The sequence below is a fragment of the Streptomyces sp. SID12501 genome (genome assembly GCF_010550245.1).
Lineage (GTDB): Bacteria > Actinomycetota > Actinomycetes > Streptomycetales > Streptomycetaceae > Streptomyces.
In genome coordinates this window covers 17889-33424 of record NZ_JAAGLU010000025.1, presented here as the reverse complement: position 1 = coordinate 33424, position 15536 = coordinate 17889, and the positions used below count along the sequence as shown (strand labels likewise).

Annotated in this window: 12 protein-coding genes and 1 pseudogene; 4 read left to right on the top strand and 9 right to left on the bottom strand. The window is 70.8% G+C overall.

The genetic code is table 11. From position 1 onward, the window contains the following. Positions 1 to 91: 91 nt before the first annotated feature. Positions 92 to 640, top strand: coding sequence for an acyl-CoA thioesterase (locus G3I71_RS27850; protein ID WP_164318568.1), 549 nt, complete (start codon positions 92 to 94; stop codon positions 638 to 640). A gap of 102 nt (positions 641 to 742) precedes the next feature. On the opposite strand, the gene G3I71_RS27845 is transcribed toward G3I71_RS27850, so the two are convergent. Further along, entirely contained in the window at positions 743 to 2110 is a 1368-nt protein-coding gene (locus tag G3I71_RS27845) for an LCP family protein (protein ID WP_239149394.1), read from the bottom strand. Positions 2111 to 2372: 262 nt separating this feature from the next. Between G3I71_RS27845 and G3I71_RS27840 the strand changes: the two genes are divergently transcribed. After that, positions 2373 to 3422: a glycosyltransferase family 2 protein gene (locus tag G3I71_RS27840; protein ID WP_164318564.1), complete on the top strand. Its 1050-nt coding sequence runs from the start codon at positions 2373 to 2375 to the stop codon at positions 3420 to 3422. Between the two features lie 81 nt (positions 3423 to 3503). On the opposite strand, the gene G3I71_RS27835 is transcribed toward G3I71_RS27840, so the two are convergent. The 4 genes and pseudogenes from G3I71_RS27835 to G3I71_RS27825 form a co-directional block, all read right to left on the bottom strand. Next, complete coding sequence (locus G3I71_RS27835) at positions 3504 to 5189, bottom strand: LCP family protein (RefSeq protein WP_203731585.1); 1686 nt, start codon at positions 5187 to 5189, stop codon at positions 3504 to 3506. A gap of 134 nt (positions 5190 to 5323) precedes the next feature. Beyond that, positions 5324 to 7090, bottom strand: coding sequence for an LCP family protein (locus G3I71_RS27830; RefSeq protein WP_164318562.1), 1767 nt, complete (start codon positions 7088 to 7090; stop codon positions 5324 to 5326). Between the two features lie 259 nt (positions 7091 to 7349). After that, a pseudogene (locus G3I71_RS51365) lies at positions 7350 to 7538 on the bottom strand (LytR family transcriptional regulator); the annotation flags it as partial. A gap of 230 nt (positions 7539 to 7768) precedes the next feature. Further along, the gene (locus tag G3I71_RS27825) at positions 7769 to 8527 is read right to left on the bottom strand and encodes a TIGR03089 family protein (RefSeq protein WP_164318560.1); all 759 of its coding nucleotides are present in this window, start codon (positions 8525 to 8527) and stop codon (positions 7769 to 7771) included. A gap of 138 nt (positions 8528 to 8665) precedes the next feature. Here G3I71_RS27825 and G3I71_RS27820 point away from each other — a divergent pair, with 138 nt between their 5' ends. Together G3I71_RS27820 and G3I71_RS27815 are read left to right on the top strand one after the other, a co-directional pair. Further along, on the top strand, positions 8666 to 10054 hold the full coding sequence (locus G3I71_RS27820) for a peptidoglycan recognition protein (protein ID WP_239149393.1): 1389 nt from the start codon (positions 8666 to 8668) through the stop codon (positions 10052 to 10054). Positions 10055 to 10112: 58 nt separating this feature from the next. Next, entirely contained in the window at positions 10113 to 11195 is a 1083-nt protein-coding gene (locus G3I71_RS27815; RefSeq protein ID WP_164318556.1) for an NDP-sugar synthase, read from the top strand. A gap of 102 nt (positions 11196 to 11297) precedes the next feature. Here the strand turns inward: G3I71_RS27815 and G3I71_RS27810 are convergent, their stop codons facing one another. From G3I71_RS27810 to G3I71_RS27795, 4 genes are all read right to left on the bottom strand, one after another. Further along, positions 11298 to 12314, bottom strand: a complete 1017-nt coding sequence (locus G3I71_RS27810) for a DNA-3-methyladenine glycosylase 2 family protein (protein ID WP_164318554.1) — start codon at positions 12312 to 12314, stop codon at positions 11298 to 11300. 78 nt (positions 12315 to 12392) lie between these two features. Next, positions 12393 to 13763 (bottom strand): coenzyme F420-0:L-glutamate ligase, encoded by a 1371-nt coding sequence (locus tag G3I71_RS27805; RefSeq protein WP_164318552.1) that lies wholly within the window; start codon positions 13761 to 13763, stop codon positions 12393 to 12395. Then, on the bottom strand, positions 13760 to 14719 hold the full coding sequence (gene cofD, locus G3I71_RS27800) for a 2-phospho-L-lactate transferase (RefSeq protein ID WP_164318550.1): 960 nt from the start codon (positions 14717 to 14719) through the stop codon (positions 13760 to 13762). Before cofD ends, G3I71_RS27805 begins: the two co-directional genes overlap by 4 nt. A gap of 81 nt (positions 14720 to 14800) precedes the next feature. Next, on the bottom strand, positions 14801 to 15295 hold the full coding sequence (locus G3I71_RS27795; RefSeq protein ID WP_164318548.1) for a cysteine dioxygenase family protein: 495 nt from the start codon (positions 15293 to 15295) through the stop codon (positions 14801 to 14803). Positions 15296 to 15536: the final 241 nt, after the last annotated feature.

The window sequence follows — 15536 nt, the reverse complement described above, 5'->3', positions numbered from 1 at the left end:
CCCTATACAAGGGTCGAAGGAAATTAGGAACAGGGCTGTTGCCAAGCTGACACAAATCGCCCAGGTGTACGTCCCGCATAGGGTGGACGTCATGACAGACCAGGCCACCGGGCCGGATGAGGTACCCCCGGGCAAGCCGACCTCCGCCTCCCGGACCACCCTCAGCCACATCATGACGAACGCCGACACCAACCTCCTGGGTACGGTGCACGGCGGCGTGATCATGAAACTGGTCGACGACGCGGCGGGCGCGGTGGCCGGCCGGCACAGCGGTGGTCCCGCGGTCACGGCGTCGATGGACGAGATGGCGTTCCTGGAACCGGTGCGGGTGGGCGACCTGGTCCATGTGAAAGCCCAGGTCAACTGGACCGGCCGGACCTCGATGGAGGTCGGGGTGCGGGTCCTCGCCGAGCGCTGGAACGAGTCGACACCGGCGACACAGGTCGGCTCGGCGTACCTGGTCTTCGCGGCGGTCGACGCCGAGGGCAAGCCGCGTCTCGTGCCCCCGGTCCTCCCGGAGACGGAACGCGACGAGCGCCGCTACCAGGAGGCCCAGATCCGCCGCACGCACCGGTTGGCGAGGCGGCGGGCGATCATGGAACTGAGGGAACGAAGAGCGGCGGAGGGTCTGGACGACTGATCGACGGGGTGGAAACGGGCGGGATGGCGGGAAGCGAGCCGGGGTGGACCGGCCCGGCTTCTCGAACGCCGGCCGCCCCGAATCCCCGTCCTCACCGGTGTCTCACTTGCACCCCACCTCATCGCCTGTGGTCACCCCGAGCTCCGCCACCCGAACCTTCCGCACCTCCCGGTAATCCGTCCCGACGGTCACCTTCAGCACCGCCCCCTGCCCCCGTACGACCCGCAGCGAACTCCCCGGCAACGCCGCCGCCAGCGACCTCGCGGAGCGGTCCCACCGGGGGTCGTACGCGATCACCGTCCGTACCGTCGCGCCCCGCTCCCGCGCGTTCACCGGCGCCCGAGTCGTCCGGAACCCCGTCGCGGCCAGCGCGCGATCGACCTTCCGCCCCAGCCCCACCGTGCGCGTGCCGTTCTCGACCTGCACCCGGATCTGCTGCGGCGCCACCTCGACCCGCACCGGCGCCCCGCCCTTACCGCCCCCGCCTCCACCCTTCCGTACCGCCAGCGGCTCGTCCTCACGCAGCGCGCGGAACAGCCGCCCCGCCTTCGCGTCGTCCCACTTCAACGTCGAACCGATGCCCTTCACGGCGAACCCCATCCGCCCGATCGGCACGGTCGTGAACTCGGACGACGACGGGGAGAAGTTCCGCATGGCCCGCCCGAGGTCCAGCAGCTCACCCGTACCGAACTCCTTGTCCGCCCGCACCGACCCGAGCACCGCCCGGGTGATGTCCCGGAACTTCATCGGGTTCAGCAGTACCCCGGACGACGTGGACTGCGCGATCAGCGCCGCCATGAACCGCTGCTGGCGCTGCATCCGCCCCAGGTCGGAGGACCCGTCGGCGTGCCGTGAACGCACGTACTGCAACGCCTCCCCGCCGTTCAGCTCATGCTCCCCGGCGGTCAGGTTCAGCCCGGTGTACGAGTCCTTCAGCGGCTTGGGCGTACAGATCTCGACTCCGCCCAGCACATCCACCGTCTTCATGAAGCTGGTGAAGTCGATCTCCAGGTAGTGGTCGATCTTCACGTGCGTCATGTTCTCCACCGTCCGCACGGTGAGGTTCGGACCGCCCTCCGCGTACGCCGCGTTCAGCTTGATGACGTGTCCGCCGTGCCGGTGCCCGGTGGTCCGGTCGGTGTGCGGGGGCGTCAGGGCGTACGAGTCGCGCGGCAGGCTGACCACGCTCGCCCGCTCCCGGTCCTCCGAGATGTGGGCGATCATCATCGTGTCGGTGCAGTGGCAGGGCGCGCCGCCGAGCCGGTACTTGCGCCGCTCGGCCTCGCTGATGTTCTCCCGGCTGTCCGTGCCGACCAGCAGCACGTTCATGCCGTGACCGGCCCTCGGACGGTTCTTCATGTCCTTGAAGGGGTCGACGCGGGCGATGTCGGCGTCGAGGCTGGTGACCACCGCGTGCCCGATCCCGGCCGCTGCGAGCACCACGACGGACAGCGTCGTCACCGCCCGCATGGCCCAACGGGGCTTCTTCCGCCGTACGGGGGGACGCGGGCGCACCGGCGACGGCCGTGGCCGGCGCTGCGGGGAACCGGGGGAGTGGGGGGATGCGGGGGATGCGGGCATGGGGGAACACCTCCGCGAAGGCAGGCCGGGGGCGGGGGAGTGGGCCGAACGTGGGATCCGTGAGCACCGTAGGCCCATACGATCTGCGGCCCGGGTCAGGGAGCGGGCGGCGCGCGTCGGTGTCCCCCGTTCGCGGTAACGTGAGCCCCCTATGAACGCCAAGCCCGACGTGCAGTTGCCCGCCGTGTCCGTGATCATGCCCGTCCTCGACGAGGAGCGGCATCTGCGCGGAGCCGTCCAAGCGATCCTCGCCCAGGAGTACGCGGGCGAGATGGAGGTCGTCATCGCCCTCGGTCCTTCCAAGGACCGTACGGACGAGATCGCCGCCGAGCTGGTACGCGAAACGGCCGGTACCAGCAAGCGCGTCCACACGGTCCCCAACCCGACCGGCCGTACGCCCGCCGCGCTGAACGCCGCGATCAAGGCCTCCCGCCACCCCGTCGTCGTACGCGTCGACGGGCACGGCATGCTCTCGCCCGACTACATCGCGACCGCCGTACGTCTCCTCGACGAGACCGGCGCGCAGAACGTCGGCGGGATCATGCACGCCGAGGGCGAGAACGCCTGGGAGCACGCGGTGGCCGCCGCGATGACCTCGAAGATCGGGGTCGGCAACGCCGCCTTCCACACGGGAGGCGTGGCCGGGCCCGCCGAGACCGTCTACCTGGGTGTCTTCCGGCGCGCCGCTCTGGAGCAACAGGGCGGCTACAACGTGGAGTTCATCCGCGCCCAGGACTGGGAGCTGAACTTCCGGATCCGGGAGGCGGGCGGCCTCATCTGGTTCTCGCCCGAGCTGCGGGTGTCGTACCGGCCGAGGCCCTCCGTGCGCGCGCTGGCCAAGCAGTACAAGGACTACGGCCGCTGGCGCCATGTCGTGGCCCGCTACCACGAGGGTTCCATCAACCTGCGCTACCTCGCCCCGCCCACCGCCGTGGTCGCGATAGCGGCGGGTGCGGTGCTGGGTGCCGTACTGACCCCGTGGGCCTTTCTGGTGCCCGGCGGCTACCTCGCGGCCATCGCGGCGGGCTCGGTCCCGGCGGGCAAGGGGCTCTCGCTGAAGGCCCGGCTGCAGATTCCCGTCGCCCTCGCCACCATGCACATGTGCTGGGGCTGGGGCTTCCTGACGAGCCCCAAGTCGCTTGCCCGCAAGGTGATCGCGGCCCGTCGGCCGGCGGTGCTGGACGGCGCGAACGCGGCCTGAACGACAACGAGTCGGGGGCCTGCCGTCAGTGACTGACGGCAGGCCCCCGACTCGTTTCCCCACAACCGGTGCGGCGGCTGTTCACCAGCGGTAGGGCGAGTAGACCTCCATGCACGCGCCGGTGTCCGAACCGACCACCTTGTCGGCGGTGGCGGGCAGTTGGCCGGCCTTCGGAGCCGCCTGCTTCGGATACGCCTTGCCCTCACGCCAGTCGGCGCCCACGGTCACCGTCACGCCGGAGACGTCCGTCGACTTCTTCACCGAACTCGCCGGGATCCCCAGCGACTTGGCGACGAGCTGGGCGTCGCCCGCCAGGTCGGCGCTCGGGTAGTGCACGACCGTCTTCTCCACGGACAGCGAACCGGACGTGTCCGCCGCCGCGTTCGTGAAGCCCTTGCCCGAGAGGATCCCGCTGATCGCGGTCGCCCGGCCGCCGACCGCGGCGAGGGTGGCCGTCCGGGTGCCGTTCTGCACGAGCACGCCGATCTTTCCGGGAGCGGCCGCCGGGTCCGTCGAGGCCGTCGCGGAGGCCGCGGCCGTCGGGGCCTTGGTCGCCGTGGCGGAGCCCTTGTCGTCGAAGGCGATGTCGTCGCGGAGCATCGTCCACATCGTCTCGGCGTCGGCGTCGGCCGCCACCAGGTGGTTCGCGTTCTGGGGGTCCACGACGGTCGGCATCGTCGTCATCGTGATGCGGTCGGTCGGCACCGCCTTGAGCTGCATGCCCAGGTCGTACAGCTCCTTGACCGTGCCGAGCTCCTCGGACACCGTCAGGGACTTGGTGGCCGCCTCGGCCAGATCGGTGAGCCGTCCGGCGTCCGTGAAGACGTTCTGCGCCTTCAGCGTGCGGATCATCGAGTTCATGTACATGTGCTGGGCCTTGGCACGCCCCAGGTCGCTGTAGAAGGCATGCCGGGTACGCAGCCACTGCAAAGCCTGCTTGCCCTGGACCTTGTGCTTGCCGGCCGTGAGCTTGAGCCCGGAGCCGCCGGACACACCGGGCAGTGGGCGGTCCCACACGTTCTGGTTCACACAGACCTCGACACCGCCGATGGCGTCGGCCATCTTCACCACGCCCGCGAAGTCGATCGTCATCCAGTGGTCGATGTAGACCCCGGTGAGGTTCTGCCAGGTGGCCAGCGTGCAGCCGGCGCCGCCCCGGGCCAGCGAGGTGTTGATGATGTCGTTGGTCGCCGCGAACTTCTCACCGGTGTCGGGGTCCGTGCACTTCGGTATGTCGACCCGGGTGTCGCGCGGGATGCTCACCACGGCCGCGCTCTTGCGGTCGGCGGAGACGTGCATCAGCATCTGGACGTCGCCCAGCGGCGGGTTGCCGCGGCTGGCCTTGCTGCCACCCAGCGCCACGTTCGCGTCGGAGTTACGGCTGTCCGAGCCGATCAGCAGGATGTTCAGCGGAGTCTGCCCGGCCGAGTTCGCCTCGGTCTTCTGCGCCTTGGAGTCGCCGCTGCTGCGCTTGCCCTTCTGGATGTTGCTGTTCAGGTGCTCGTAGTACAGGTATCCGACGCCGGCGGTGGCGAGGATCAGCAGCGAGAGGGTCGCCGCCGACCAGCGCAGCACCTTGCGCCTGCCGGGCCGCCGCTGTCTTTCCGCCGGACCACCACCGCTACCACTGACACCACCGCTACCGCCGTCGCTTTCGCCGTCGCCGGAGTCGCCCTCCTGCTCGTGCGAGCCGTCTCGCTGCCCCGGAACCCGAGCAGGCCGGACGCCAGGTCGCGTCCCCTCCCCATGCACACTGCTCTGCGTCATTCCCCTGCCTCCCACCCTTGCGCCGCCGTCGAACAGGCCTGCCTCGCGTCCGGTAGGACGCAAGGCAGGCCTGTCAGGTCAACCGGCGCACCAAAAACATCTGGCGCAGATGCCCATTGATCAATTCGGAATGCTCAGCTGGCGCACTTCACCTTGTCCGCCGTGGACTGTCCGTCCACGCTCGGCGCCTTCGCCGGCGCGGTGAGCGAGACGCCGGCCTCCTTGAAGTCCTTGCCCAGGGTCAGCGTCATGGTGGGCAGCCCCTGGGAGTTCGTCACACTCTCGCCGGGCTTCATCGCCGAACCGGACAGCCCCATGATGGCGGCCAGCCGCCGGGCCTGGTCGGCCTGGGCGGGCGCGTACTCCAGCGTCGTCTTCGCAAGCGTCGCCGAAGCGTTGCCCGCGTTCTCGGACTTCGTCACGCCCTCATCATTCTGCAGGTAGTTAAGAACAGCCTGTGCGGAGCCGGAGACGGCACCGCCGTTCAGGATCCGCACCCGCACGTCGGAGGCGGCGGACTTGGTGCCCTTGAGGCGGGCGGCGACGGCAGCCGCCTCCTTCGCCTTCTGCTGCTTGACCGCTGTGAACGACACGTCGTTCGCGATCGCGTTGAACACCTCGGGACCCGTGGTCTGGTTGACGACAACCGTCGCCCGGACCTTCTCCGCAGGGTTGTCGACCACCGGCACGGTCAGGAAGGTGATGTTCTTCGTCGGCACCTTCTTGAGCTCCAGCGCCACGTCCTTGAGCGTGGACACCTTGCCGAGACCGGTGTCCACGGTCAGCGCCGAGGTGGCTGCCTCGGCGAGCTTCAGCAGCTTGGCCGGGTCGGTCAGGGTGTCGCTGGAGGACATCTTGCGCATCAGCGAGCTGAGGAACTGCTGCTGCACCTTGATCCGGTCCAGGTCGCCCTGGTTGCCGAAGCTGTGCCGCGTACGGACGAAGGCGAGCGCCTGCTCCCCCTCGACCGTCGACTTGCCGGCGGGCAGCTTCAGCTTCGACTCCTTGTCGTTGACGGCCTTGGTCACACAGACCTCGACCCCGCCCACCGCCGTCGTCAGCGTCTTCACCGCGTTGAAGTCGGCCATCATGAAGTGGTCCGGGGAGATACCCGTGACCTCTTTCACCGTGCGCATGGTGCAGCCGGGGTCGCGCCCGCCCTGTCCGAGGCTGGTGTTGAAGCGGACGCTCTGGGTACCGGCGATGATCTTCTCGGTACCGTCCGCCAGCTTGGTCGGACAGTCCGGGACGTCGACGATCAGGTCACGCGGAATGCTCAGCGCGGTCGCGTTCGTGCGGTCCTTGGAGACGTGCAGCAGGATCGTCGTGTCCGCGTGCCCGACGCTGCCCGCGTCGCCGTATTTCTCGTTGCCCGCACCGGTGCGTTTGTCCGTGCCGATGATGAGGATGTTGAAGGCCTCGTCCTTGCTGAAGCCGGACTTGCCCGCCGTACCGACATCCGTCGTCTGGACGTTGCCCTCAAGGTGCTTGAGGTAGAAGTAGCCCCCCGCGGCGGCGGCCACCATGACGAAGGCCATGGTCCCGCCCGTCCAGAGCAGCACCTTCTTGGCCTTCGACTTCTTCTTCTCCGGGGCCCGCGAGCGGCGTCGGCCGGGCAGCGGCTCCTCGGGCACACCGCGGCGCCGTCTCGGCGGCGGTACCTGCCCGGGCGTGCCGGGCACCCCGTGCGTCTCTCGCTCCTGCTCGCGCTCCCGCTCCGGCGCCGCCGAACGCCCGCGTCCCGCACCCGCGTTGGCAGGCGTGGCTCGACGAGGTCCCGGGACCGCTGATTGCGGTGCGGAGGGAGTCAGTCGCAGTTCGTATTCGCCGGTGCTCGGGTTGAGCACCCACTGGTCTGCGGGGTCGATGTCGTCCGCCCGCCCACGGCCTTGCGCGTCCACGGTTCTGCATCCTCCGTCGGGGCCACGCGGCGCCTTTCCCCCTCCAAGGCGCTCGGGTCTCTCGGTCTGCCGGTGTGCACACGACACGTGTCCTGACGCACCGGATCGCTCACACTATCCGTCCAGTTGGGCGTCAAACGACGACGGTGACAAATTCCACGTCCCTACACCTGGGCAATCCATCCATTTTCTTGAACTAAAGACCGCCGACTTGGCAAGCGCTTTACCCGCAAGCGCGCCGAACCGGCATTTCCGCCGCGACGGCGACCGATGCGCCCGTGCGCAATCGCTCGGACAACCGCCCGGTATCCGGCTCGGCAGGCTGGTCGCGATTTGTGTCGTAGGCGTACGACACCCGCGGAACGGTCAGGAACTGCCCACGTTCGACAGGAATGTCACGCATTCCGCGCACCAATTCACACAAACCGCGCAGACTTGCCAGGGCCGGGTGGTCCGAGGGCGCGTACGGTGCCGGTCACGGCTCGGCCCTCATGGTCGTAGGTGCACGTGCTCCTACGGCCATGACGCGCAAGCCGGGCTCGGGGTGGCCGCTGATGGACCGAACGAATGAACGTCGGGCCGGACGCTCAGTCGGGGGTGCGGGGCTGCGACATGTGCGGCTCCGCCGCGTGGGCGCGACAAGCCCCACCGTGGCCGCAGCCGAAACGCGACGCACCCCTACGCGCTGCGCGTAGCCGTGACCCGCTCGTCCTCGATCCGCTTGGCCAGCACGTCCTCGGACACCCGCCCCAGGTGTCGGCACAGGACGACAGACCCTCCGGTGGCGAGCGGCGAGTACAGCCCCGCGCTGACCCCGTCCCACGTGTCGTACCCCAACCCCGACAGCAGCCGGGACCCCGGCCCCGTGAGCCCGAACCCCACCGCGTCCGCCCCGGCCCGCTCCACGACCTCCGCCCCCGTGAACTCCGCCCCGGCCACGATCAACGCCGCCGCCTCCGGATCGACGGGCGCGTACGGCGCGAACCGGTCCCCCTGCCCCGGCACCTCCACCGCGTAGTCGGCGAAGCCGGCCGGCACCTGCGGGAACCGCCCGCCCAACGGCCGCAGCGCGAGAGCGATCCGCTCACCGGAGCACGCGCGCGCCGCGTCGAGCGTGTCGGGCCCGCTGACGACGATGTCGGCCGCGCCGGGCTCGCCCGCCATGTCCGCGACGACGCCCACCGACGAACAGGCCAGCAGCCACACCGCCGTCTGCCAGTGCGCGGGCAACAGCAGCGCGACCCGGTCACCGGGTTCGGCGGACAGCTCGCCCTGGAGGAGATTCGCGGTCTTGGCCACCCAATTGGCGAAGGTGGCCACGGACAATTCGACACGTTCACCCGTGGCGTCGTCGTAGAAGGTCACCAGGGGGCGTGCGGGGTCCGCGGCGAGCGCGGAACGCAGCAGGTCGGCAGGGGTGCGATCGGTGGCGTTCACCCGCGCAAGAGTACGCAGGGGTCCGCGTGGCGGTGGGCGCGGGCCGACTGCCGGAGCCACCGGTTCGGGTGAACACGCCGGACGGCCCGTCAGTTCATCGTTGGACAGATATGTATGACTATGTCCAGGATCAGGGGCATGCGTGGATATCTTTCTTCTTCCATCGGCGTCGTATGTGCAACAGCCCTGGCGCTCCCGTTGACCCTGCCCGCAACCCCGGCCTCGGCGAGATCCGTCGAGGCAGGACCGGCACAGGTGGTCTCCGCCGCTTCCGCCGTCCCGGGCAGCACCCAGTCGCTCCCGCTCGCCCCCCGCCCCGGCGACCGCACCCTCGGCCCGGCCGCCGAACAGGGCCTGTACCGCCCGGACGTACGGCACTTCTCGCTGGTCGGCGTCGTCTGGGACAACCCGGACACCGAGCTGAACGGCCAGGTCCAGGTCCGTACCCGGGAGGCCGCCGGCGGGCACTGGTCCGGCTGGCAGGAAGTCGAGACGCACAACTACGAGCACGCGGCCGACCCCGGCACCGCCGAGCGCGTCTCGGGCCGGGTCCGCGGCTCCACCGCGCCGCTGTGGGTGGGCGACTCGAACGGCGTCGAGGTGCGCGTACGGGCGGACGGCGGGGGAGACGCGCGGGGGACCCGTTCCCCCCTTCCCGCGGGCCTCCGCCTCGAACTGGTGGACCCGGGTACGGCCCCCGCGGCACCCGTACGGCAGGGCACGCGCGTGATGGGGGCGGCGGAGACCGAGTACGCCACCGGCACCGCTGCCGCGGAGTCGGCGGCGGCCAACGCGGACCTCGCTCCCCTCGGCGCCACCGAGATCCCGGCGTTGACCAGGCAGCAGACGGAGGAAGAGGCGCTGGCGCTGCAGGGGCGACAGGAGACGGGCGCGGGACCGGAGGGGCGGCGGGTGAACCCGTACATCGGCCCGCGCCCGCGGATCGTCACGCGACGCGGCTGGGGCGCGGACGAGACGCTGCGCGAACCCGGCTTCGTCTACACCGAGAAGGTGAAGGCGGCCTTCGTGCACCACACGGCCTCGGGCAACAAGTACTGGTGCTCGGACGTCCCGTCCCTCATCCGCGGCATCTACCGCTTCCACGTGGAGAGCAGCGGCTGGCGGGACATCGGCTACAACTTCCTCGTCGACCGGTGCGGAAACATCTACGAGGGGCGGGCCGGGGGTCTGGCGAAGCCCGTGATGGGCGCACACACGCTCGGATTCAACACCGACAGCATGGGGATCGCCGTCCTCGGAACTTTCGGCAGCTCCAAGCCGTCCAAATCGGCAGTGGGTGCGATCGCCCGGCTGACCGCCTGGAAGCTGGGCCTGTATGGGGTCAATCCGAACGCGAAGACATACCTGAAGTCGGGCGGTGGCAATCTCTATCAAAAGGGAAAGAACGTACGGCTGAACGTGATCTCCGGCCACCGGGACGGCTTCGCCACCGAGTGCCCGGGCCGGCTGCTCTACGACAAGCTCGGCTCGGCGCGCAGGTCGGCGGCCGAATACCAGGGGCGATGAGGACTTCGGCCGACCGGACGGCGTTTCGGTCGGTCCCGGCAGAAAGCAGGGACGACAGGTGACAGAAGCGATCCTCCTGGTCGGCGGCAAGGGCACCCGACTGCGTCCGCTCACGGTGCACACCCCGAAGCCGATGGTCCCTGCGGCCGGGGTCCCCTTCCTCACGCACCAGTTGGCGAGAGCGAGAGCGGCGGGGGTGGACCACATCGTCCTGGCGACCTCCTACCTGGCCGAGGTCTTCGAACCGTACTTCGGCGACGGCTCGTCGCTCGGCCTCCATCTGGAGTACGTCACCGAGGACGAACCCCTCGGCACGGGCGGCGCGATCCGCAACGCGGCCTCGCGCCTGCACTCCGCCCCCGACGACCCGGTCCTCGTCTTCAACGGCGACATCCTGACGGGCCTGGACATCAGGGCCCTGGTCCGCACCCACGAGTCGACGCGGGCGGACGTCTCCCTCCACCTGACCCGGGTGACGGACCCGAGGGCCTACGGCCTGGTCCCCACGGACGAGACCGGCCGGGTGACGGCGTTCCTGGAGAAACCGCAGACCCCCGAGGAGATCGTCACCGACCAGATCAACGCGGGGGCGTACGTCTTCCGCCGCTCGGTCATCGACACGATCCCGGCAGGCCGCCCGGTGTCGGTGGAAAGAGAGACGTTCCCGGAACTCCTCTCCATCGGCGCACACCTGCAAGGCCTGGTCGACTCCACGTACTGGCTGGACCTGGGCACCCCGGCGGCCTTCGTACGCGGCTCGGCGGACCTGGTCCTGGGCCGCGCCCCGTCCCCGGCCGTCCCCGGCCGCTGCGGCGACCGCCTGATCCTCCCCTCGGCCCGGGTGGCCCCCGACGCCAAGCTGACCGGCGGCACGGTGGTCGGCGAGGGCGCGTTCGTGGCGGAGGGCGCACGCGTCTCGGGCAGCACGATCCTGGCGGGCGCGGTGGTCGAACCGGGCGCGGTCATCACCGACTCCCTGATCGGTTCAAGGGCCCGCGTAGGCGAACGCTCGGTCCTCACGGGCACGGTGATCGGCGACGGCGCGATCATCGGCGCCGACAACGAACTGAGGGAGGGCGTACGGGTGTGGTGCGACGCGAGAATCCCACCGGGCGCACTCCGCTTCTCGTCGGACCAGTAGGCGGTACCAGTTCAGCCCGTCCGGGGGTCCCCCCTCTGGGGACGGGACGGGACGGGACGGGACGGGCAGGGGCGGCGGGGGCGAGAAAAAGCCCCCTCGACCTCACAGCCGCCCGATGTCCCCCTTACGCATACGCGGCCCCCGCCTCCCCGGCGTAAGCCCACTCAGCAGGATCAACCGAGCCGCCCGGTGCCGCTGCCCCGCATACGGCTCCAGCAACGACAACATCACCTCGTCGTCCGCATCCCGATCCCCCGCCAACGCGAACCCGACGATCCCCGGCAGATGCAGATCCCCCACAGTCACCGCATCCGCCGCCCCATGGCTCCGCTGCACAACCTCCGCCGAGGTCCACGGCCCCACCCCGGGAACCACCTCCAACCGAGCTCGCGCCCGCTCCGGATCCAGCGCCACAGCCTCCTCCAGCCGCCCCGCGACCCGGACAGCCCGCAGAATCGTCGACGCCCGCTTGTCGTCGACCCCGGCCCGATGCCACTCCCAGGACGGAATCAGAGCCCAGTCCCGAGCCGCGGGCGCAACGAACAACCCCGGGGGCAGACCTTCGGGCCCGGGCGCAGGCTCCCCGAACTTCCGTACGAGCAACCGCCAGGCCCGATAGGCCTCGTCGGTCGTGACCTTCTGCTCCAGCACGGACGGAATCAGCGACTCCATGACCAGCCCGGTCCGCGTCAGCCGCAACCCCGGCCGCCGATGCCGCGCGAGCGCGACGATCCGGTGCCGAGGCGCGAACGCCTCGGGATCGTCGGCCGCCCCCAGCAACTCGGGCAGCCGCTCCAGCAGCCACTCGGCCCCGGGCCCCCACGCCTCCCCCCGGACCACCCCGTCCCGCAGCGCGACCCGCAGCGTCCCGGCCCCGGCAGGCGTACGGCTGGCCCGCCACACGGACCCGTCCGGCGCCGCCCGGAACGTCGGGTCGCCCGGCCCCCGCCGCAACGGCCCCAGAACCAGCCCGAGGTCGAGCGGCACACCGGGCACCCAGGTCCGCGTCCGCCCCGGCGCGTCGGCCTGCCGGGGCACGCCACCGGGCACGACGACATGCCCACCCCGCACGGTCGTACGAGTGGGCCGGGAAGGCCGAGAAGCGAACCGTCCTGCCACGAACCGTTCCTAGCACGCGAAGAAACCCAGAAGAAGCGAACCCCTAGAGGGACAGCCCAGGACAGCCCCCACAACACCTCACCGCACCTCGATGAACGCCCCCGCATCCCGATCCACGCGAGGCTGCGGCGCCTGAGCCGGATGCCCGACGGCGACCGCCCCCATCGGATCCCACCCCGCGGGAAGCCCCAGGACCTCCCGCACGGCATCCCGGCAGAACATCGTCGACGACACCCACGCCGACCCGAGCCGCTCACCGGCGAGCGCGACGAGGAAGTTCTGCACCCCGGCCCCGGCCGCGACCACGAACATCTCCCGCTCGGCCCCGTCCCGCCGGGCGTCCCCGTACGTGTGCGACCCGTCCATCACGAGACAGGGCACCGCCAGATACGGCGCCGCCCGCAGCACATCCCCCCGCCGTACCCGCTTCTCGACCGACGCCTCGCTCTTCCCGTCCCGCCGCAGATCCGCGATCCAGGCATCCCGCATCGCGTCGAGCAACTCGGTCCGCGACCGCTCCGACTCCAGCAGTACGAAGCGCCAGGGCGTCGTGTGATGAGGAGCGGGCGCGGTCACCGCGGCGGCCACCGCCCGCCGTACCGCGCCGGGATCGACGGGCTCGTCCGTGAAGGCCCGCACCGTCCGCCGCTGGGTCACCGCCTCCCGTACGGCCTCCGACGTACCGAGCCGGAACATGTCGTCGCGGGCGTCGCGCACCAGAGCCCGGGCCCCCGCCCCTTCACCGTCGTCATCGCCCTCGACCACCACATGCGGCAGCCCGCGCACTACGGCGACGGGCAGTCCCGAGGCCTTGCCCTTGACCAGATCCCCGGCGCCGGCCAGCTCGTCGGCGGTCGCCACGACCGTCGCGGAGAGCGGATTGCCGTACGCGTCCGTGCCCCCGCGCAGATCGTCGAGCACACGCACGCCCGCGGCGCCGATCGCCACGTCCGTCAGTCCCGCGCGCCAGGGGCGTCCGAAGGTGTCGGTCACGACGACCCCGATGTTGACGCCCAGTGCGTCTCTGACCCCGTCCCGGACCGCACGCGCGGACGCGTCGGGGTCCTCGGGCAGCAACAGCACCGTCCCGGAAGGCGTGTTGGAGGCGTCGACGCCGGCCGCGGCCATCACCAGCCCCTGCCGGTTCTCCACGATCCGCAGCGGCCCGCGCCGGGCGACGACCCGCACGGTCTCGGCATCGATCGCGGCCTCGCGGTCCGCCGCCTGGACGACGCGTCCCTCGGCCTTGGACACGATCTTCGAGGTGACGAGCAGCACGTCCCCGTCGAGCAGCCCGGGCTCGGCGGTGGCGATCAGCTTCGCGAGATCGTCCCCGGGCTGAACCTCGGGCATCCCGCCCACGGCCCAGACCCGATACCCGTCACCAGTACCGCCACCGTGACCGCCACTGCCGTCGACGGCACCCTCACCGGAAAGCTCGCCGTTCAAGCGCCCCGCACCTCCTCCGCCAGCGCGAGCGCCTCGCGCGCCATCTGCGCCGACGCCTCCACGTCCGTCATCATCAGCGGCACGGCACGGCAGCGGATGCCCGCCGTCTCCACCCGCTCCACCGCGCCCGCGTCGACCGTGTCGACGAGCCAGCCGTCCAGCAGCCCCGAGCCGTAGTGCTCGGCGACCGCCGCCGCCGTGGCCTCCACGCCCACCGCCGCGAGCACCTTGTCGGCCATCCCGCGCACGGGCGCGTCCCCGACGATGGGGGAGAGGCCCACCACGGGCACCCCGGCCTCGGCGATCGCCTCGCGGATCCCGGGCACGGCCAGGATCGTGCCGATGGACACGACCGGGTTGGAGGGCGGGAAGAGGATCACGTCGGCGTCGGCGATCGCCTCCAGGACCCCCGGTGCCGGCTTCGCCTGTTCAGCGCCGACCGGCACGATGGCCTCGGCCGGTACGGAGGCCCGCAGCCGCACCCAGTACTCCTGGAAGTGGACGGCCTTGCGCTCGCCGTCCACCTCGACGGCGACATGCGTCTCCACGCGGTCGTCCGACATCGGGATGAGCCGCACCCCGGGCTTCCACCGGTCGCACAGCGCCTCGGTGACGGCGCTCAGCGGATAGCCCGCGCCGAGCATCTGCGTCCGCACGATGTGCGTGGCGAAGTCCCGGTCGCCGAGACCGAACCACTCCGGCCCGACGCCGTACGCCGCGAGCTCCTCCTTCACATGGAAGGTCTCGTCGGTCCGCCCCCAGCCCTGCTCCTCGTTGATGCCGCCGCCGAGGGTGTACATCACCGTGTCGAGATCGGGGCAGACCTTCAGCCCGAACAGGTGAATGTCGTCCCCGGTGTTGCCGATGACGGTGATGTCCGCGTCCGGCACGGCCCGCTGAAGACCGCGCAGGAACCGGGCACCACCGATGCCGCCTGCCAGAACCACAATGCGCATGCGACAAGTCTTGCAGGCGGGTACGACAACGCGTCGGCCGGTCGCGGAGACGAGCCCCTCGGACAGCTGTGACGACTCTTCTCAGCCGGTCACGGCCGCCGCCGACGCGCAGCGCGCCGCGTGCATCGGCATCTCCGTCAGGCCCGGGTAGTAGACGTGCAGACTCACGGCCGGTTCGAGACTGTCGTTGACCACCTCGTGGACGTACCCCGGAGCGAACACCCTCTGCGCCCCCGCCCCCAACGCGCGCGTGCCGCTCTCCGTCCGCTCGGTCAGCTGCCCGTCCAGGACCGTCAGGACGCCCGACGAACCGCCGTGGTCGTGCAGCCCGCTGCCCTGCCCGGGAACCCAGGACAGCAGCCACACCTCGTAGCCGGGGCCGGTGCGCAGCCGGTGGTACCAGCGCGAGGTCGCGTCGAACCGGACGAGGTGCGCCCACTGGGAGCGGTCCGCGGCGATGGTGCGGGCGAGGCCGACGAAGTCGGCGACGGTGGCCGGGTGCTCGCGCGGCGCCTGGAGGAGGTGCGCCACTTCGAGGATGTCGCCGGCGATCTGGAGGTCGCTGTCGCTGTTCATGAGTGCGGAGGTCCTCGGCGGGAGAAGTGTGGGGGTTGGCTGGGTGTCGCGTACCGTCCGCCCGGGTCACGGGTGGGAAAGGCATCGCCCTGGTGTGGGCTTCTGGGAAACAGCAGCCGAGTCACGGTGGACTCAAAGGCAGCCGGAGCTCGCCTGAGCTCAACAGCTGGAACAGCAACAACAGCTACAGCGAGGACGGGCAGCACCGAGGGACCGCGCGGGGCGGGTCGAGGTGAATGCC